Genomic DNA, 16,134 nt, shown 5'->3' with positions numbered 1-16,134 from the left:
GGTGCTCGCGTGACAACGCCGCCCTCCCCTGCCGGGCCGAACCCGGACCTCCCCTCCTGGAGCACGCCCGACGCCCCTGCCTCCGGCGTGCCGGCCCCCGGTACGCCGCCCCCCGGCGCGCCCGCGTTCGGTCCGCCCACCTCCGGCATGCCCGCGTACGGGCCTCCCACGTCCGGGATGCCCGCGTACGGGCCCCCCACGTCCGGGATGCCCGCGTACGGGCCCCCCACCTCCGGGATGCCCGCGTACGGGCCGCCCACCTCCGGCATGCCCGCCTTCGGGCCGCCCACCTCCGGGATGCCCGCGTACGGGGCGCCGGACGGGTCGGGGCTGCCGCCCGGCGGGGCGCCCGGCTGGAGCGGGCCGCCCACCGGGCCGGTCGTCGGCGGGCCGGGCGCGGGGTGGCCGAGCGGTGACCGGGTGCCGTCCACGGGGTCGAGGAACAAGCTGATCATCGGGGTCGTCGCCGCCGTGCTGCTGCTGGTGTGCGGCGCGGGAGCGGTCGCCGCCGTCGTCGGCGGCGGTGGCTCGGACAAGAAGCCGACGTCCGCGGCCGGCGGCGCGTCGGCGAGCCCGACGCCGAGCAAGGCGCCGGAGCCGGTGACCGCCACCGCGTACCAGACGCTGCTGACCGAGGTCGACGGGCTGATGGGGCCGGCGTGGCAGAAGGTGGCCGGGGCGAAGAACCAGGCGGCGACGACCGAGGCCGTGCAGGCGCTGGTCGACGCGGCCAAGGCCAGCGGGCCCCGGTTCGCGTCGCTCACCCCGCCGAAGGAGGCGGCCGCCGGGCACGAGCAGCTCAAGCGGGCGTTCGACGCGTTCCGCAACGACTTCATCGCGCTGACCGGGACCGTCAAGAACGGCGAGATCTGCGCGGGTTCCGCGGCGGTCGCCCAGGTGACCGGCCTGCAGTCGGCGACCTACCTCCGGGAGGCGGTCAAGGCCTTCGGGTCCGCGTTCACGTTCGGCGCGTGGCTGCCGGCACCGGTCGCCCAGCAGACCCGCACCCTCGCCAACGGGACCATGGTGAAGAAGGGGACCCTCAACGGGTCGGGCGAGTTCACGATCAACAACAGCGGCAGTGACACCGACGTGGTCGTGAGCCTCGTGCCGAACGGCACCAAGGTCGCGGCCTGGACGGTCTACGTGTCGGCCGGCAAGACGTACAAGGTCAAGCGGGTCCGGGACGGCAACTACCAGGTGTACATGACCACCGGCGTGGACTGGGACGCGGCCGCCGCCGGGTTCACCCGCTCCTGCGAGTTCGAGAAGTTCACCGACCTCCTCGAGTTCAAGACCACCAGCCGGCAGTACACCACGTGGGAGATCACCCTCAAGGCCAGCGTCGGCGGCAACGCCGACACCGACGCGGTCGACCCGGGCGACTACCCGCAGTGATCCCGGACCGCGGTGGCCGCTCGGCGCGGCGCTGAGCGGCCACCGCGGGGGCTGACAAACCACCGAACGCGAGCCAGAATCGCGTTCACTATGACGACCGTCTCGCCCTCATGACCCCCCGGCGGATCTGGGCGGCGCCGCAGGGCCGCGCCGCCGTGGCCGTTGTCGCCGTGCTCCTCGCCGTCGTCGCGGCCGGCGCCGTGACCGACCCGTCGGGTCTGCTCGCACCGGTCGGTGGCCGGGGGCTGCCCCTCGCCGGCACCGGCGGCGCCTACCGCTGGTCGCCCCTGCTGGTCGGGCTGCCGGTCCTGCTGGCCGGTGCGGCGGTCCCGGTCCTGCTCGTCGCCGGTCGGCTGCCGCCCCGGTGGGTGTTCGCCGCCGCCTGGGTCGCGACGGTCGGCGCGGGCGCCTGGGCGAGCGCCGCGAGTGGTGTCGTGGCGGCGGTGCCGATGATGGGGGCGCACCTGCCCGCCGGTCTGGCGCTGCGGTACGCGGTGAGCACGAGCGGCTTCGCGGCGTTGAAGTACCTCGCCGTCGGCGTCCTGGTCGGGGCGGGTGCCGCGCTCGCCGTCCGCGCCGGCCCGGCGGCCCGCGCCGAGGACGGACCCGTGGACGGCCGGCCGGTCGTCGTGGTGTTCGCGGTGGCCGCGCTCGCCGCGGCCGGACCGGCGGCGCACTGGTGGCGCGGCGGCCCGGTCGGATACGCGTTCGCGGGGTTCCTCGTCGCCCCGACCGCCGCCGCCGGTGTGCCCGGCTTCCTGCTCGGCATGGCCGTGTTCCTGGCCGGCGTCGCGGCCGTGGTCCGGGTCCTGGCCCGCCGGCTGCCCGGTGCCGGTGGGGTGGTCGGGTGGCTGGCCTGCGTGGTCGCCGGCGCCGGCCTCGGCGTCATCGACGCGGCGGTCGCCCCGTTGGCCGGCGACCCGCCGGGTGCGGGGCCCGACACGTGGTGGGTCGCCACCGCGGTGGTCGCCGTCGCGACCGGGATCAGCTACGGCGCGGCCGTCGGTCTCACCGCGGCGGTCGTGGTCGTGGTCCTGGACCGGCTCGCGCCGCGGTGGTGGGCCCTGCCGCTGCCCCGTCCGGGCACGCGGGTGCGGCTCGGGGCCCTCGTGGCGGCCGGGGCGCTGCTCCTCGCGCTGGCGCCGGTGCTCGGCGTGACGGCCCGGCCCGGGCCGCCGGCCGTCGCCGCGGTCGCGGGCACCGGCGGCATGCCGCGGCTGGTGGTGCGCCCGGCGCCCGGCCGCGGCGAGCCGGCCACGATCGCCGACGTCACCGGCCGGCAGGTGATCCTGCGGGGCGTCAACGTGAACCAGCTGATCGACTACCACCTGCGGGATCCGGCCGTACCGGCGACACAACCGCTGACCGACGACGACTTCGCGCAGATGGCGGCGATGGGCTTCACCGTGGTGCGGCTCGGCATGTCGTGGTCGCGGCTGGAGCCGGCGCGGGGCAGGTTCGACGAGTCGTACCTGCGGGAGATCCAGGCGGCGGTCGCCGGTGCCAAGGCGCACGGCATCTACACCGTGCTGGACATGCACCAGGACGCGTGGGGCAACGCCCTGGCCCGGCCGGCGCAGCGGTGCGGCGGCGGCACCACGCCGACGACCGGCTGGGACGGCGCACCGGCCTGGGCGACGGTCACCGACGGCACGGCACACTGCCAGTTCCTGGCCCGCGACCTCGCGCCCGCGGTGGCGACGGCGTTCGGCAACCTGTACACCGACCGCGACGGCATCCAGACCGAGCTGGTCCGCACGTGGGCGTTCGTCGCCCGCGCCTTCGCCGGCGAGCCCGCCGTCGCCGGGTACGACCTGCTCAACGAGCCCGGCATCGACACCGCCCCGCCGGTCAGCTCGGGGCTGCTGCTGGGCCGGTTCTACGACGCCGCGATCACCGCGATCCGCGCGGCCGAGCGCGCCGCCGGCGGGTTCGCGCACCTCGCCTTCTTCCAGCCGAGCGTCCTGTGGTCCGGCCTCGGCTTCGACGTGGCCCCGCCGCCCGGGTTCACCGCGGACCGGCAGCTGGTGTTCGCCCCGCACCCGTACAGCGAGTCCATCAGCATGGACCAGAGCCTGGGCCTGACGCTCGCGTCGATCGAACGCAACCTCACCGTGTCGGCCCGCGCCGCCGCCGCGTACAGCGCCGCGCTGTGGGCCGGGGAATGGGGCTGGTTCGGCGAGCCCGCCGTGGACGGTGGCAAACTGTGGCGCTTCGCCGCGGTCCAGGACCGGCTCGGCGCCGGCGGTGCGTTCTGGGTCTGGCGGCAAGGCTGCGGCTCCCCGGAGACCGGCGCCGACGCGGCCACGTCGGGCAACCTCGTCGCGGTCGACTGCCGTACGGGCGCGTCGATCCCGCCGCCGGTGCCCTTCGCCGAGCCGCTGTCGCGGGCCTACCCCCGCGCCCTGCCGGGCCGGCTGGAGTCACTGACGGCCGGGCCGCACGGCACCGACCTGCGCGTCACCGCGACCGCCCCGCCCGGCCCGGCGAACTGCCAGGTCGACATCTGGTTCCCGGGTGGGACGGCGCCGCGCCTGCGGACCACGGGCGTCAGCGACGCGTCGGCCGAGCAGGTGCCGGGCGGCTGGCGCATCACCGGCTGCGCGAGCGGCGCCTACACCGTGACGGCGAGCTGACCCGGCTCCCACCGCACGGCGCCCTTGCCGAGGTCGAGGCCGACGAGCCGGCCGCCGACAGCACCGCCCGGCCGTGCGACGTGGCGAGCGGCCGCGCGCCGTCCGGTCAACGGCGCCCGGCGCGGTTCAGGCCTGGTCGAGCAGGTAGCCGCTCGGCCCCCAGCTGACCTTCCAGTCCTCGTACACGCCGAGCAGCCCGCAGGCGAGGCAGCGCCCTCCGACGAGCACCCACCGCACGTCCGGGGCGCTGTCGGGCGGATCGGGCTCGTGCAGCGAGAACCCGACGGCCGCGGCGAACGCCTCGTGCCCGCAGAGGCAGGCGCAGCACCCGACCTCGGCGTCGTCGTCCCACCATTCCATGCTGTCGGCGATGAACGCCTCCTGCCCGCAGTCCAGGCACACGCGCCGCACGGCGGAGGTGATCGTGGCCACCCGCAGCTGGAAGCGCCGCCCGCCGCACGAGCGGCAGACGCACTCGCGCACCAGGTCGACGGGGTGGCCGCCCGGCTGGCACCGCCGCAGGAACGCGGCCAGGTCCTCAAACGAGGCTCCAGAGACGGCGTGGACAGCGGCGGGCATGCGGCACCTCCAACGAACGCGGTGCCGTCGAGCCTAATGCTCGGCCGGCTCGGCCGTCGGCACCGCAGCCCGGGGGCCGGCAAGGTGGTGACAGGCGAGGTCGCCGTCCACCGCCTTGATCGGCAGCTCCATGCGCAGGGTCGTTCCTTCGCCGCGGGGGCTGTGGAGCTGGATCCGTCCGCCGAGCGCCTCGACGCGGTCGCTGAGGCCGAGCAGGCCGGTGCCCCGGGTGAAGCAGGCGCCGCCGACACCGTCGTCGCGGACCGCGACACGCAGGACGCCGTCGTCGGCGTCGGCGTCGGCGTCGACGGTGACCGAGACGGCCGAGGCGTGCGCGTGCTTGGCCGCGTTGGTCAGTGCCTCGGCCACGACGTAGTAGGTGCTGACCTCGACGTGCTCGGGCAGCCGCACGTGGTTGCGCATGGTCAGGTCGACCGGGATCGGCGAGCGGCGGGCGAGCGTGCGCAGCGCCGGCCGCAGGCCCCCCTCGGTCAGGATCGCCGGGTGGATACCTTGCGCGATCTCACGCAGGCCCTCCAGCGCGCCGGTCGCCTCGACGACGGCACGGTCGAGCCGCGCGCCGATCGCGCCGAGGTCCGGCGGCAGCGCCGCCTGGATCTCGCGCAGCTGCAGTGCCAGCGTGACCAGTTGCTGCTGGGCGCCGTCGTGCAGGTCCCGTTCGATGCGGCGGCGGGTCTGGTCGGCGGCGGCGACGATGCGTGCGCGCGACGTGGTGAGCTCGGTGCGGCTCTCGGCGTTCGCGATGGCGGTCGCGACGAGCTCGGTGAAGTCACCCAGCCGGGATTCGGTGTCCGGCGGGAGCTGCTCGCGTCCCGCCGCCACGCCGATCGCTCCCCAGATGCGGTCCTCCACGACGATCGGGCTGGCGACCGTGGAGCAGGCGACGTCAGGGACGGTCCCGGGCGGCGCCGCCCGGCTCGTGTGGTCCACGTCGTGGCGGGCCGCGCAGCCGGTCGCCTGGACCGCGTACACGGCCGAGCGGGGATCGAGCCTGGCGTGCGCGTCGCGCTGCGGGCGCCGCAGCGGGTAGCCGCCCATGAACGTCGCCTGCCCGTCCGGCTCGAACCGGGTGATCGTCGTGTTGTCGGCGCAGAAGAGCGTGGCGACCTCCTCGGCCACCGCGGTGAACACGAGGTCCGGCGGTGCGCCGCGGGCGACGAGCGTCGCCACCCGCCGCAACGCCGCCTGCTCGTTGGCGACGCGGCGGTACTCGGTGTACAGGCGGGCCAGCTGCTCCTGCGAGCGCCGCAGCGTCACCTCCCGCCGCTCGCGTTCGGCCTCGAAGTGCTTGCGCTCGGTGACGTCGCGCGCGCTCGCGTAGATCAGGCCCTGCTCCGGCACGCCCAGCCCCGACCACTCCAGCCAGCGCAGCGAGCCGCTCTTGCACCGGTACCGGTTCTGGAAGTTCATCGTCTCGTGTCCGTGCGACAGGACCTCCGCCTCGGCGGCGGTGCGCTCCCGGTCCTCGGGGTGCACGAAGTCGATGAACGGCCGCTCCAGCAGCTCCGCGGTGGAGTACCCGAGGGTCCGCTCGAACGCCGGGTTCACCCGCCGGAAATAGCCGTCGAACCCGATGGAGCAGATCAGTGCGGGCGAGAGCAGGAAGATGCGGTCCAGCTCCTCCCGGGCCCGCTGCCGGGCCTCGGAGGTCCGCATCGTGCCGAGGGTCAGGTCGAGGACTCTGCCCATGCTGCGCACGAGGCTGATCTCGTCGACGCTGAAGCCGTCCTCCCCCGAGCGGGCGACCAGCAGGTGCCCGGACGAGCCGCCGGCCAGCGGCACGATCACGGTGTGGCAGGTGCCCGCGCCGGGGACCTCGATCGTGTCCTTGCGCCGGTTGGCGATCTCCACGATGTCGGCGAGGGGGAGCCGGCCGGCCGGGAAGCCGACCGAGCTGACCACCCCGTCGTGCCCGAGCACCACGCCGACCTCGCACTCCAGCGCCCGGGCGGCCCGCTCGGCGGCGACCTGGGTCGCCGCCGCCGCGTCGGGTGCCGCCGATACCGCCGCGAGGAACTCGGCGATGCTCTGGGTCGACAGCGCGGCTGCGGACGGCACCATGTCAGCCAACCGCGAGCACGACGAGCGTCTGGTTGTGGTAGCCGGTGATGCCGCGGAGCCGGGCGAACTCGCCCCAGGTGGAGAGGCCGGCGACGGGCGCGCCGCCCGACCGCTCGCGCATGCGCCCGACCGAGGCGCTGGAGCGCTCGTCGCCGAGCAGCCGGCGGCGGGCGATGCAGTCGAAGGCGAACACCCCGAGCGGGCGTGGCCGGCCCACCGCGGCGGCCGCCTCCCCGCAGGCGTCGCCGGCCGCGTCCAGCCCGGTGTCGGCGTCGCCCTCCATCAGCCAGATCACCCCGCCCTCCGGCACCTCACCCCGGGAACGCAGCCAGGGCTCCTCGACGAGGAAGCGGTTCGAACCGATGTCGCGGATCTCCAGGCCGCTCCGGCGCCGGATGCCGATGGGCCGGGTGCGGGCGAAGTCCCTGAACGCGTCGGGGTCCGTGTAGGCGTCCCCGGGCGCGCCCAGCCGGTCCAGGTAGGCGACGCGGGCAGGCTTCTCGTCAAGGGTGTAGATGTTCCCGCCCTCACTGTGCGTAACGATCATGGGTTCGCCGACCTGGCGCCAGCCGTGCCCGACGGCCTCGCCGATCGGCCCGTCCGACTCGATCACGGCACCGACCACGCCCCCGGTGAGCACCTCCGTGCCGAACAGCTCGTACGTGCCGCCGAACGCGAGGTCCGGGCTGCAGGCGCCGCCGACATACGGCATGCTCGCCCCCACCACGCCGTAGGCTCCGGCGAGGATGCGCTCGTGGTTGACGACCTGACCGTCGGCGAGCAGCACCAGGACGTGCTGTGCGCGCTCGGGCAGCACCGACGCGCCGGCGGCAGCGGCGGCGCCCGCCCGCTGGGGTGCCGTGGCCGCGTCCCGCCCGACGCCGGTCGCGGCGGACAGGCCCGCCCCGCCGAGCGCGGCGACGACCACGCCGTCCCACCGCGGGCCGTCCGGGTCGATGGCCACCGTCGAGGAGCACCCGATCAGCGGCGTGCCGGGGGCGACCTCGGTGATGCCGGCCAGCACCGCGGCCGGGTCCGGGGTGTTGGCGCAGAAGACGATCAGCAGGCGGGGATCTTCGCCGGTGACCGCCCGCAGGGCCGCCTCTCGCCCTTCGTCGTGGCCGGCCGCCCTGTCGCGGGTGCCCGCACTGCCGACCGACAGCCACCGCCGTGCTGGTGATGCGACGGCGCGATCACCTTCGTGCAGGTGTGGGTCCAGGCGAGCGTCCATCCCATCCCTCCCGGCCGTGGAACCAATGGTACTTGGTGCCGACATATCCACCTTATCGGTCAAGTCGGGTGGCCCTGCCGGTCCAGACCGCGGGTCCTCGACCCGGCATTGACATCCAGCCATCGATGCCCTCCAATGCTTGCAGCATCGACGACGTTGCCTGCCGTCCCGCCTGCCGAAGGGTCACCCGGTGCGTCCACGAACCCGCCGCGCGTCCGTCCTGACCGCACTCGCCGCCGCCGTCCTGACCGGCGCCGCCCCCTCTCCCGCCGGCGCGGCCGGGGACCCGGCGGGCCCGGCCGCCCCCGTCGCGCCCTGGGCGAGCAGCCTCGGCACGACGATCAGCGTGAGCTGGCAGCAGCCGCGCACCGGCCCGGCGGCCCGCTCCTTCCACGTCCGGGAGGGCGACCGGGTGGTGGCCCGCACCAGCACGACGTCCGTGCAGTTGGAGGTGGCCTTCAGCACGTCGCACACGTACACGGTGACGGCGGTGGACGGCCGCGGCCGGGAGTCCGCGCCGAGCCCGGCGGTGACCGGGCGGTCCTGGCTGTCCGGGTACAACCCGGAGTGCATGCCCAGCTCCGTCCCGCTGACCGTGACCGCGGTCGGCGCCACCGCGCTGTCCGTGGCGTGGACCCCGCACCCGCTCGGCGGGGACCTGGAGCTGCGGGTCGACGGCCAGAGCCTGGGCTTCACGCAGGTGACCGGCGCGCGGGTCGGCGGCCTCACCCCGGGCACCACCCACCAGCTGGCGCTCTACCGGTACAACCGCTGCGGGTCCGGCGCGCTGACGCAGGTCGCGTCGGCCAGCGCGACGACCGCGGCCGGCGCGCCGGTGACCCTCTCGGCGCCGTCCGGCCTCACCGTGACCACGCCGACCGACACGGCTGTCGGCCTGTCGTGGACGCCACCGGCCGGCCCGCCGCCGGCCCGCTACGCGGTGTACGACGCGGGGACGCTGGTCGCGGTCACCACCGCCACCGCGGTCCGGGTGGACCGGCTGTACCCGGCGACCGCGCACCGGTTCACGGTCGCCGGGCTGGACGGCGCCGGCAACGAGTCCACGCACAGCGCCCCGGCGGCCGCCACCACGCAGCCGTGCCTGGCGGCGCCGCCGCGGCCGGCCGCGCTGACCGCCACCGCCCTGTCGGCCTCCACCGTCCGGCTCGGCTGGACCCTGGAGGCGGTCGCCGGCTCGTACACCGTCCACGACGGTGACACCGTGGTGGCCACCTCCCGCTACCCGGACGTGGTGCTCACGGGCCTGCCGTCGGGCTCCTGGCACGCGTACCGGGTGAGCGCCACCCTCGCGCAGGGGTGCGGCGAGACACCGCGCAGCGCCCGCGCCACCGTGGTCACACCCGCCGGGCCGGCGGCGCGGCCGGACGCACCCGCCGGCCTGTCCGTCACCGGCAACACGCCCACCGGGACGGCGGGCACGCAGCTCACCCTCGCCTGGACGGCGTCGGCCGGCGCGGATCCGGCGGCCGGCTACCGGGTGTACGAGGGCGCGACCGTGGTCGGCGAGACCGCCGGCACCACCCTGTCGTTCCCGGTCGGCGCGGCGACCACCCACGCCTACACGGTCGTCGCCGTGGACGCGGCCGGCCTGGAGTCGGCGGCCGGCCCGGCCGTCACCGTGCGGGCGATGTACCTGCCGCCGCCCTGACCGGCCACTGCCCGGATCATGCCGGCCGGGCGGGCCGCGGTGAACCCCTCCAGCAGGGTCGCGAGGTGCTCGCCGGCGGCCGCGGTCGGCGCGGCCACCCAGGCAGGGCCCGACGCTTCCGGACCGAACTGTTCGAGGACTTGTGAACGTCGCGCGGCGGCCGGTCGCGCTACGGGTGGCGGGCCGGGCCGGTGGAGGCGCGCACGATCAGGCGGGTCGGCAGGGACGCGCGCGGGCCGCCGGCCCGGGCCCGGCCGGTGGGCCGGTCGTCGAGCAGGTCGGCGAGCAGGTCGACGCCGGCCCGGCCGCACCGGTCCTGCGGCTGGCTGACGGTGCTCAGCGCCGGGCTCACGAGAGCCGCGGCGGGGATGTCGTCGAAGCCGACGATGCTGATGTCGCCGGGCACGGTGACGCCCCGCACGGCGAACCGGCTGACCAGGCCGAGGGCGATCATGTCGTTGTACGCGATGACCGCGGTGACGCCGGCGGCCAGGACCAGGTCGGCGACGGCCACACCGCCCTCGAGGTCCGGCGACACGTTGCCCGGCTCGACCACGTCGACGCCCAGCGCGGCCGCGCCGGTGCGCACGGCGCGCTGCCGCTCCCGGTTGACCCACGAGGTGCGGGGACCGGCGACGTAGGCGACGCGGCGGTGGCCGAGCGCGGCGAGGTGTGCCAGCGCCTGGCGCACACCGTCGGCGTTGTCGAAGATGACGGCCGGCAGCCGGCCGACCCGGCGGTTGAGCAGGACCACCGGCAGGTCACCGCAGACGGAGCGCAGCTCCTCGTCCGCGGCGCGGGGCGCGCACAGCACGAAGCCGTCGACCTGCTTGGTGAGGGTCCGGATGAGGTCCAGCTCGGTGGCGGGGTCCTCGTCGGCGTCGGCCAGCAGCACCGCGAGCCCGAGGTCGCGGGAGCGGCGCTGGGCGGCCTTGACGATCCCGGCGAACAGCGGATTGGCGATGTCGGGCACCAGGAACCCGAGGGTGCCGGTGCGCCCGGTGCTCAGGCCGCGGGCGATCCGGCTGGGCTCGTACCCGAGCTGCGCGACGGCCCGCTCGACCCGCTCGCGGGTGGCCGCCCGCACCTGGTCCGGCGCGGCGAGGGCGCGCGACACCGACGACTGGGAGACGCCGGCCAGCCGGGCGACGTCCCTGATCGTCGCCGCCATCCGCAGCTCCTCGCACTCCTGGAAGCGGTTCCAGATCTTGTCAGCGACCTCACGGTACCACGAAGGACATCGATTCGAAGTCCGTCAATTGCAAAGTATTGACAAATCTCATTGGGACGGCGCACCGTTGGAACCGTTTCCAGGGGCCCCCAAAGCGCAACGGATTCGCCCGCACCAGTCGAGGAGAGTCGATGCGATGAAGAGAAGGAACCTGCTCGGCGCCGCCGCCGGGCTGTCGATCGGGGCCGTCGCCGGCGCGCCGTCACGCGCCGGCGCCGCGGTCGGGGAGCAACTGGGCGCCTACGCCTCGCACGTGGCCGACGCCCGCAGCGTCACCGTCACCAGCACCACCGGCCAGCGGCTGCGGCTCACCGCGTACGGCAACCAGATCGTGCGGATCCGCGCGGTCCGCAACGGCGAGGCGTTCTTCGCCGACACGCGCTACGAGATGGTCGTGCCCGCCAACCACGCCGGCATGGGCGGCACCCTCACCGTCACCGCCGACGCCACCGCGCTGACCGTCGTCACCGGCGCGGCCGACGGCGTCAGGATCGTGCTGCGCAAGGACCCGCTGCGGCTGGAGCTCTACCACCGCGCCACCGGTGCGCTGCTGGCCAGGGAGGACGCGACCCGCAGCATCACCTGGGGCGGCACGAACAACAGCGTGGTCACCCAGGCGTTCGTCCCGCCGCCGGCCGACGAGCGCTTCGTCAAGGCGGGGCACGGCCTGTTCGGGCGCTCACCCAGGCTCGACCGGACCGGCGACGTCGTGTCGCACAACTACGGCACGGTCCGTGGCGACCAGGCACCGGCGATCGTGCCGCTGTACCTGTCCAGCCGGGGCTACGCCGTCTTCGTCAACACCACGTTCGACACCACGTTCGCCTTCGCCAGCGGCGCCGCCCGGGACTACGCGTTCTCCGCCGACGACCACGACACCGGCGGCGCCCGGCCGCAGCTGGACTACTTCCTCATCAACGGCCCGCGGTTCGCGACGCTGCTCGACCGGTACACCCAGCTGACCGGGCGCCCCCGCCTGCCGCAGCTGGCCATCTTCGGCCTGCACCTGTCCGACAAGAACTTCCCCGACGTCAGCGACCAGAGCTGGTGGCGCACGAAGATCACGCAGCACCGCAACGCCGGGTTCCCGTTCGACCACCACGTCAACGACAACCGCTGGCGCTCCGGCACCGGCGCGTGGGGCGGGTCCTGGTTCGAGTTCAGCGCCGTACGGTGGCCCGACCCCGCCGGCTACCAGGCGTGGGCCGCGGACAACGGGGTCACGATGACCCTGGACTACAACCGCAACAACTCCAACCTCATGGCCGGCTGGGTGGGCGGGCCGCCGCCCGGGTACAGCTTCAAGGCCGCCGACCTCACCGGGGTCGCCGACAACGGCTCGGTGCCCGACTGGAGCAACCCGGCCACCCGCGCCTGGGTGTGGAACGTCTTCTGGTCCAAGGCGCTCAACCCGGCGCTGCACTTCCCCGGCGACGGGCTGTGGCTCGACGAGCCCGACGAGCTGGGCCCCATCCCGTTCGACGCCGACAGCGCCGGCGGCAAGAAGTGGTCGGAGCTGCGCAACGCGTACTTCTTCTACCTGCACAAGGCCGTCGGCGAGGAGGGCTGGGACCCGGCGGCGGCCGGGCACGTCGGCACCGCCAAGCGCCCGTGGACGTGGAGCCGCGGCGCGTCGGCCGGGCAGCAGCGCTACGGGCACTACTGGACCGGCGACATCGCCTCCACGTACGACGAGATGCGGATGCAGATCCGCGGCATGCTGGCCGGCGGGCTGGGCGGCTTCCCCTACTCGAACATCGACGGCGGCGGCTTCCTCGGCGGGGCCGGCGGCCTGATCTCCGAGCCGTTCTACCGCAACTGGCCGGCCGCCTGGTCGAGCCTGTCGCCGATCTGGCGGCCGCACAGCGGGGCCAGCACCACCAGCCAGGGCGCGGTCGCGTCCCGCTGGCCCCTCGATCAGAACGCGACCGTCCAGGCGGACTTCCGCAAGTACGCCGAACTGCGCTACACCCTGCTGCCGTACATCTACACCGTCGCCCACCAGGCCGCCGCCACCGGCCTGCCGATGGCCCGGGCCATGGTCGTGGACCACCAGGACCGGCCGAACGCGTACACCCACGACCTGCAGTACCTGTGGGGGCCGTCGCTGCTGGTCGCGCCGCTGACCCAGGACGGCGGGGGCACCCAGGACGTCTGGCTGCCCGCGGGCAGCACCTGGTACAACTTCTGGACCGACAGCAGGCACACCGGCACCGACGCGGCCGACCTGCCCTACGTCACCCGCACCGGCGAGATCGTCCTGTTCGTCAGGGCCGGCGCGATCCTGCCCCGGTACCAGTACGCGCAGAGCACCGCCTACCTGAACAAGCGGCAGCTGGAGCTGGACGTCTACGCCGGCGCCGACGGCACCTTCGACCTGATCGAGGACGACGGCGTCACCGAGTCCTACCGCACCGCGGGCGCCCTGAGCGTCACCACCCTGACCTGGACCGACGCCGCGACCAGGGTCACGGTCGGGCACCCGCGGGGCACCTACGGCGGCGCGCCCGCCACGCGCCGCTACGTCGTGCGGGTGCACGGCCTCGCCGCGCCCGTCGGCATGCGGGTCAACGGCGGCGCCACCCTGCCCGCCCGCACGGGTGAGGCGACCGCGATCACCAGCGGCGGCGGCACCGTGTGGGACGCCGCCAGGAAGGTCCTGACCGTCGTCACCCCGAGCATCGCCACCGTCGTCGGCGGCGGCGTGGCCGTCACGGTCGAGCCGAGCGGGTCGCCGTACCCGACCGTCACCGGCGGCACCGCGTACCCGGCGGAACGCGCCACGCTCAGCGGCGCCGTCATCGACACCCGGCACCCGGACTACACCGGCACCGGCTTCGTCGACTTCACCGACGCCGCGGCCAGCGGTGCCTCCGTCCAGTGGACCGTCAGCGTCCCCACCGCCGGCCCGAGGACGCTGACGTTCCGGTACGCCAACGGCGGCAGCGCCAACCGCCCGCTGTCGATCTCGGTCAACGGCGGCACCGTCAACGCCGCGCTGGCGTTCAACCCGACCGGCTCCTGGGCCACCTGGGCCAGCACCTCGGTCACCGCCACCCTGCCCGCCGGCACCCAGGTCACGGTCCGGGCGACCACCACCGGCGCCAACGGCGCGAACATCGACAGCCTGACCGTCAGCTGACCCGCCGGCCGGTCGCGCCGGGCCCCCCGCCGGGGCCCGGCGCGACCGCCGCAGCGGCGCCCGGAGCGGCACGGACCCGGTGCGGCGCCATCCTCGCCGGCCCGCACGGCGGTCCTAGGGGCCGGTGCCGCCGCGGACCGCGTCGCAGGCGTCGAAGACGCCCAGCAGGACCACGCCGATGAGGGCCGGCACCATCCACGTGACCGCCCAGTGGATCTCGGTTTCGGTCCGGCGGGCGACCCGGACCACGACGAGCGGCACCACGACGGCGAACGCCAGCGCCGACAGGTGCACGGCGAGCGCCGCCGTGGTGTCGTGCTCCGGGACCAGCTCGACCAGGACCACCATCCAGATGATCGGCGTGCACACCCACACCACCAGCGCGGCGTGCAGCGCCACGGTCAGCACGGCGCGCCGCCGCGACCACGGCAGCGGATCGCGTCGGACGGCCACGCCGGCAACGGTAGCCACCGTGCGCAAGGCCGCCGCCCGCGGGCCGGGCTAGACTCTGCGGACTGTACCGGCGGGGGGAGGCGAGACGTGGCACGAGTGGCGGCGGGTGTGGTCGCGCAGCTGTGCCGGCGCATCGCCGACGGGCAGCTGCGGCCGGGTGACGCCGCGCCGTCCGCCGAGGACCTCGCGCGCGAGCTCGCCGTCACGACCGGCGCCGCCGATCACGCGCTGGTGATGCTCCACCAGGAGGGCGTGGTCGAGGACGCCCCCGACGGGCCGGTGATCACCGACCGGGCACCGCGGATCGCGGCCGGGTGGCGGGCCGACGCCCCGCGGCGCGGCGCTGCGCGGGCGGACGCGCGGCTCGTGGCGCTGACGGTGCGCACCGCGATCCGGCTGGCCGACGCCGACGGGCTCGCCGAGACGTCCATGCGGCGCATCGCCGGCGAGCTCGACATGGACTTCACCGCGGTGCGCAGGTTCGTGCCGGACCGGGCGCGGCTGGAGGCGCTGATGGCCGACACCGTGTTCGCCGGGCACCCGCCGCCGGAGCCGTCCACCGGGGACTGGCGGGCGCGGCTGACCGCGCTGTGCCGCCTTCAGCTGCTGCTGTACCGCCGCCACCGCTGGCTGCCCGAGGCCGTGTCGTTCCGGGAGCCGTGGCTCGGCCCGCACGTGGCCGGGCACCTGGACCGGGCGGAGCGGGCGCTGCAGGACCAGCCGCCGGGCACCGCGCGGCGTCTCGCCCTGACCGCGGCGAACTTCGTGCGCGGCCACGGGATGCGGCTGGCCCAGCAGGAGCCGGCGCAGGACGACGACGCGTTCGAGTTCGGCCTGCAGCGGCTGCTGGACGGGTTCGCGCGGCCGGCGCCGGACGGCGGGGGGCACCGGTGACACTGACGGCGGCGGACATCGTCGCGCGGCTGCGCCAGCGCATCGTCACCGGCGAGCTGGAGACCGACGACGAGCTGTCCTTCCGCGACATCATGGCCGAGTGGGACGTCTCGATGCACATCGCCTTCAAGGCGCTGCGGCTGATGCGCGACGAGGGCCTCACCATGAAGGTGCCCGGCATCCACGGCATGGTGGTCACCGAGGACGCGTTCGACATCGCCCTCGCGTGGCGGCCAGCACCCGAGCCGCCGGTGGTGTCGGAGGCCGCGGCGCGCGTCGTGCGCACCGCGATCGAGCTGGCCGACGCCGAAGGGCTCGCCGCCGTCTCCATGCGGCGCATCGGCGAGCAGCTCGGCATCGCCACGATGACGGCGCACCGGCACGCGGGCAACCGCGCCGGCCTGGAAACGATGATGGCCGACGCGATCTTCGCCGGCCACCCGCCGCCGCAGTCCCCCGGCGGGGACTGGCGGGCGCGGCTGGAGCTGCTGTGCCGCACGCAGTGGCAGCTGTACCGGGAGCGCCCGTGGCTGGCCAGGACCGTGTCGTTCCAGCCGTCGAAGCACACCGCCCACGTCGTCGCGCACGCCGAATGGGCGGCGCGGACGCTGCGGGAGCACGGCCTGGCCGAGCCGGCCGCGACGCAGGTCGCCGCGACCGTCGCCGACTTCGTCCGCGGCGCCGCGCTGGACCTGGCGCGCGAGCCCGCGGACCCCGACGAGGACACCGAGCTGTTCGAGTTCGGCCTGCGGCGCCTCCTGGACGGGATCGCCCCGCTGATCCCGTAGACCGGGCGACCGCGACGGCCGGTCGCCCCCG

11 protein-coding genes are annotated in these 16,134 nt (G+C 75.3%); 6 read left to right on the top strand and 5 right to left on the bottom strand.

Features of this window, described 5'->3' with window-relative positions; all coding sequences use genetic code 11:
- The first annotated feature begins 9 nt into the window (after nucleotides 1-9).
- Both OP18_RS03220 and OP18_RS54745 read left to right on the top strand, forming a co-directional pair.
- A complete protein-coding gene (locus tag OP18_RS03220) occupies nucleotides 10-1,398 on the top strand; it encodes a hypothetical protein (RefSeq protein WP_156089260.1) in 1,389 nt (462 codons plus the stop codon).
- Nucleotides 1,399-1,508: 110 nt separating this feature from the next.
- Nucleotides 1,509-4,034 carry a cellulase family glycosylhydrolase gene (locus OP18_RS54745; RefSeq protein WP_052386157.1) on the top strand — a complete coding sequence of 842 codons (2,526 nt, stop codon included), beginning with the start codon at nucleotides 1,509-1,511 and terminating at the stop codon, nucleotides 4,032-4,034.
- Between the two features lie 126 nt (nucleotides 4,035-4,160).
- Here OP18_RS54745 and OP18_RS03210 read toward each other — a convergent pair whose 3' ends face one another.
- From OP18_RS03210 to OP18_RS03200, 3 genes are read right to left on the bottom strand one after another with little or no spacing between them, the layout of a single operon-like run.
- A complete protein-coding gene (locus OP18_RS03210) occupies nucleotides 4,161-4,613 on the bottom strand; it encodes a hypothetical protein (protein ID WP_052386156.1) in 453 nt (150 codons plus the stop codon).
- Between the two features lie 33 nt (nucleotides 4,614-4,646).
- Nucleotides 4,647-6,695 carry a PAS domain S-box protein gene (locus OP18_RS03205; protein ID WP_052386155.1) on the bottom strand — a complete coding sequence of 683 codons (2,049 nt, stop codon included), beginning with the start codon at nucleotides 6,693-6,695 and terminating at the stop codon, nucleotides 4,647-4,649.
- Nucleotide 6,696: 1 nt separating this feature from the next.
- On the bottom strand, nucleotides 6,697-7,926 hold the full coding sequence (locus OP18_RS03200; protein WP_052386154.1) for an FIST signal transduction protein: 1,230 nt from the start codon (nucleotides 7,924-7,926) through the stop codon (nucleotides 6,697-6,699).
- Between the two features lie 190 nt (nucleotides 7,927-8,116).
- Between OP18_RS03200 and OP18_RS03195 the strand changes: the two genes are divergently transcribed.
- The gene (locus OP18_RS03195) at nucleotides 8,117-9,595 is read left to right on the top strand and encodes a fibronectin type III domain-containing protein (protein ID WP_033357141.1); all 1,479 of its coding nucleotides are present in this window, start codon (nucleotides 8,117-8,119) and stop codon (nucleotides 9,593-9,595) included.
- A 169-nt stretch (nucleotides 9,596-9,764) separates the two neighbouring features.
- Here the strand turns inward: OP18_RS03195 and OP18_RS03190 are convergent, their stop codons facing one another.
- Nucleotides 9,765-10,766 carry a LacI family DNA-binding transcriptional regulator gene (locus tag OP18_RS03190; protein ID WP_033357140.1) on the bottom strand — a complete coding sequence of 334 codons (1,002 nt, stop codon included), beginning with the start codon at nucleotides 10,764-10,766 and terminating at the stop codon, nucleotides 9,765-9,767.
- A 196-nt stretch (nucleotides 10,767-10,962) separates the two neighbouring features.
- Between OP18_RS03190 and OP18_RS03185 the strand changes: the two genes are divergently transcribed.
- Nucleotides 10,963-13,968: a TIM-barrel domain-containing protein gene (locus OP18_RS03185; protein WP_052386153.1), complete on the top strand. Its 3,006-nt coding sequence runs from the start codon at nucleotides 10,963-10,965 to the stop codon at nucleotides 13,966-13,968.
- Between the two features lie 114 nt (nucleotides 13,969-14,082).
- Here OP18_RS03185 and OP18_RS58520 read toward each other — a convergent pair whose 3' ends face one another.
- The gene (locus tag OP18_RS58520; protein ID WP_033357139.1) at nucleotides 14,083-14,421 is read right to left on the bottom strand and encodes a hypothetical protein; all 339 of its coding nucleotides are present in this window, start codon (nucleotides 14,419-14,421) and stop codon (nucleotides 14,083-14,085) included.
- 87 nt (nucleotides 14,422-14,508) lie between these two features.
- Here OP18_RS58520 and OP18_RS03175 point away from each other — a divergent pair, with 87 nt between their 5' ends.
- On the top strand, nucleotides 14,509-15,315 hold the full coding sequence (locus OP18_RS03175; RefSeq protein WP_162189736.1) for a GntR family transcriptional regulator: 807 nt from the start codon (nucleotides 14,509-14,511) through the stop codon (nucleotides 15,313-15,315).
- Nucleotides 15,312-16,103 carry a TetR/AcrR family transcriptional regulator C-terminal domain-containing protein gene (locus OP18_RS03170; protein ID WP_052386151.1) on the top strand — a complete coding sequence of 264 codons (792 nt, stop codon included), beginning with the start codon at nucleotides 15,312-15,314 and terminating at the stop codon, nucleotides 16,101-16,103. Before OP18_RS03175 ends, OP18_RS03170 begins: the two co-directional genes overlap by 4 nt.
- The last annotated feature ends 31 nt before the right edge of the window (nucleotides 16,104-16,134 follow it).

It is taken from the genome of Dactylosporangium aurantiacum (genome assembly GCF_000716715.1).
GTDB classification, from domain to species: domain Bacteria; phylum Actinomycetota; class Actinomycetes; order Mycobacteriales; family Micromonosporaceae; genus Dactylosporangium; species Dactylosporangium aurantiacum.
The sequence above is the reverse complement of the archived record's forward strand: the minus strand, read 5'-3'. Positions and strand labels throughout refer to the sequence as shown.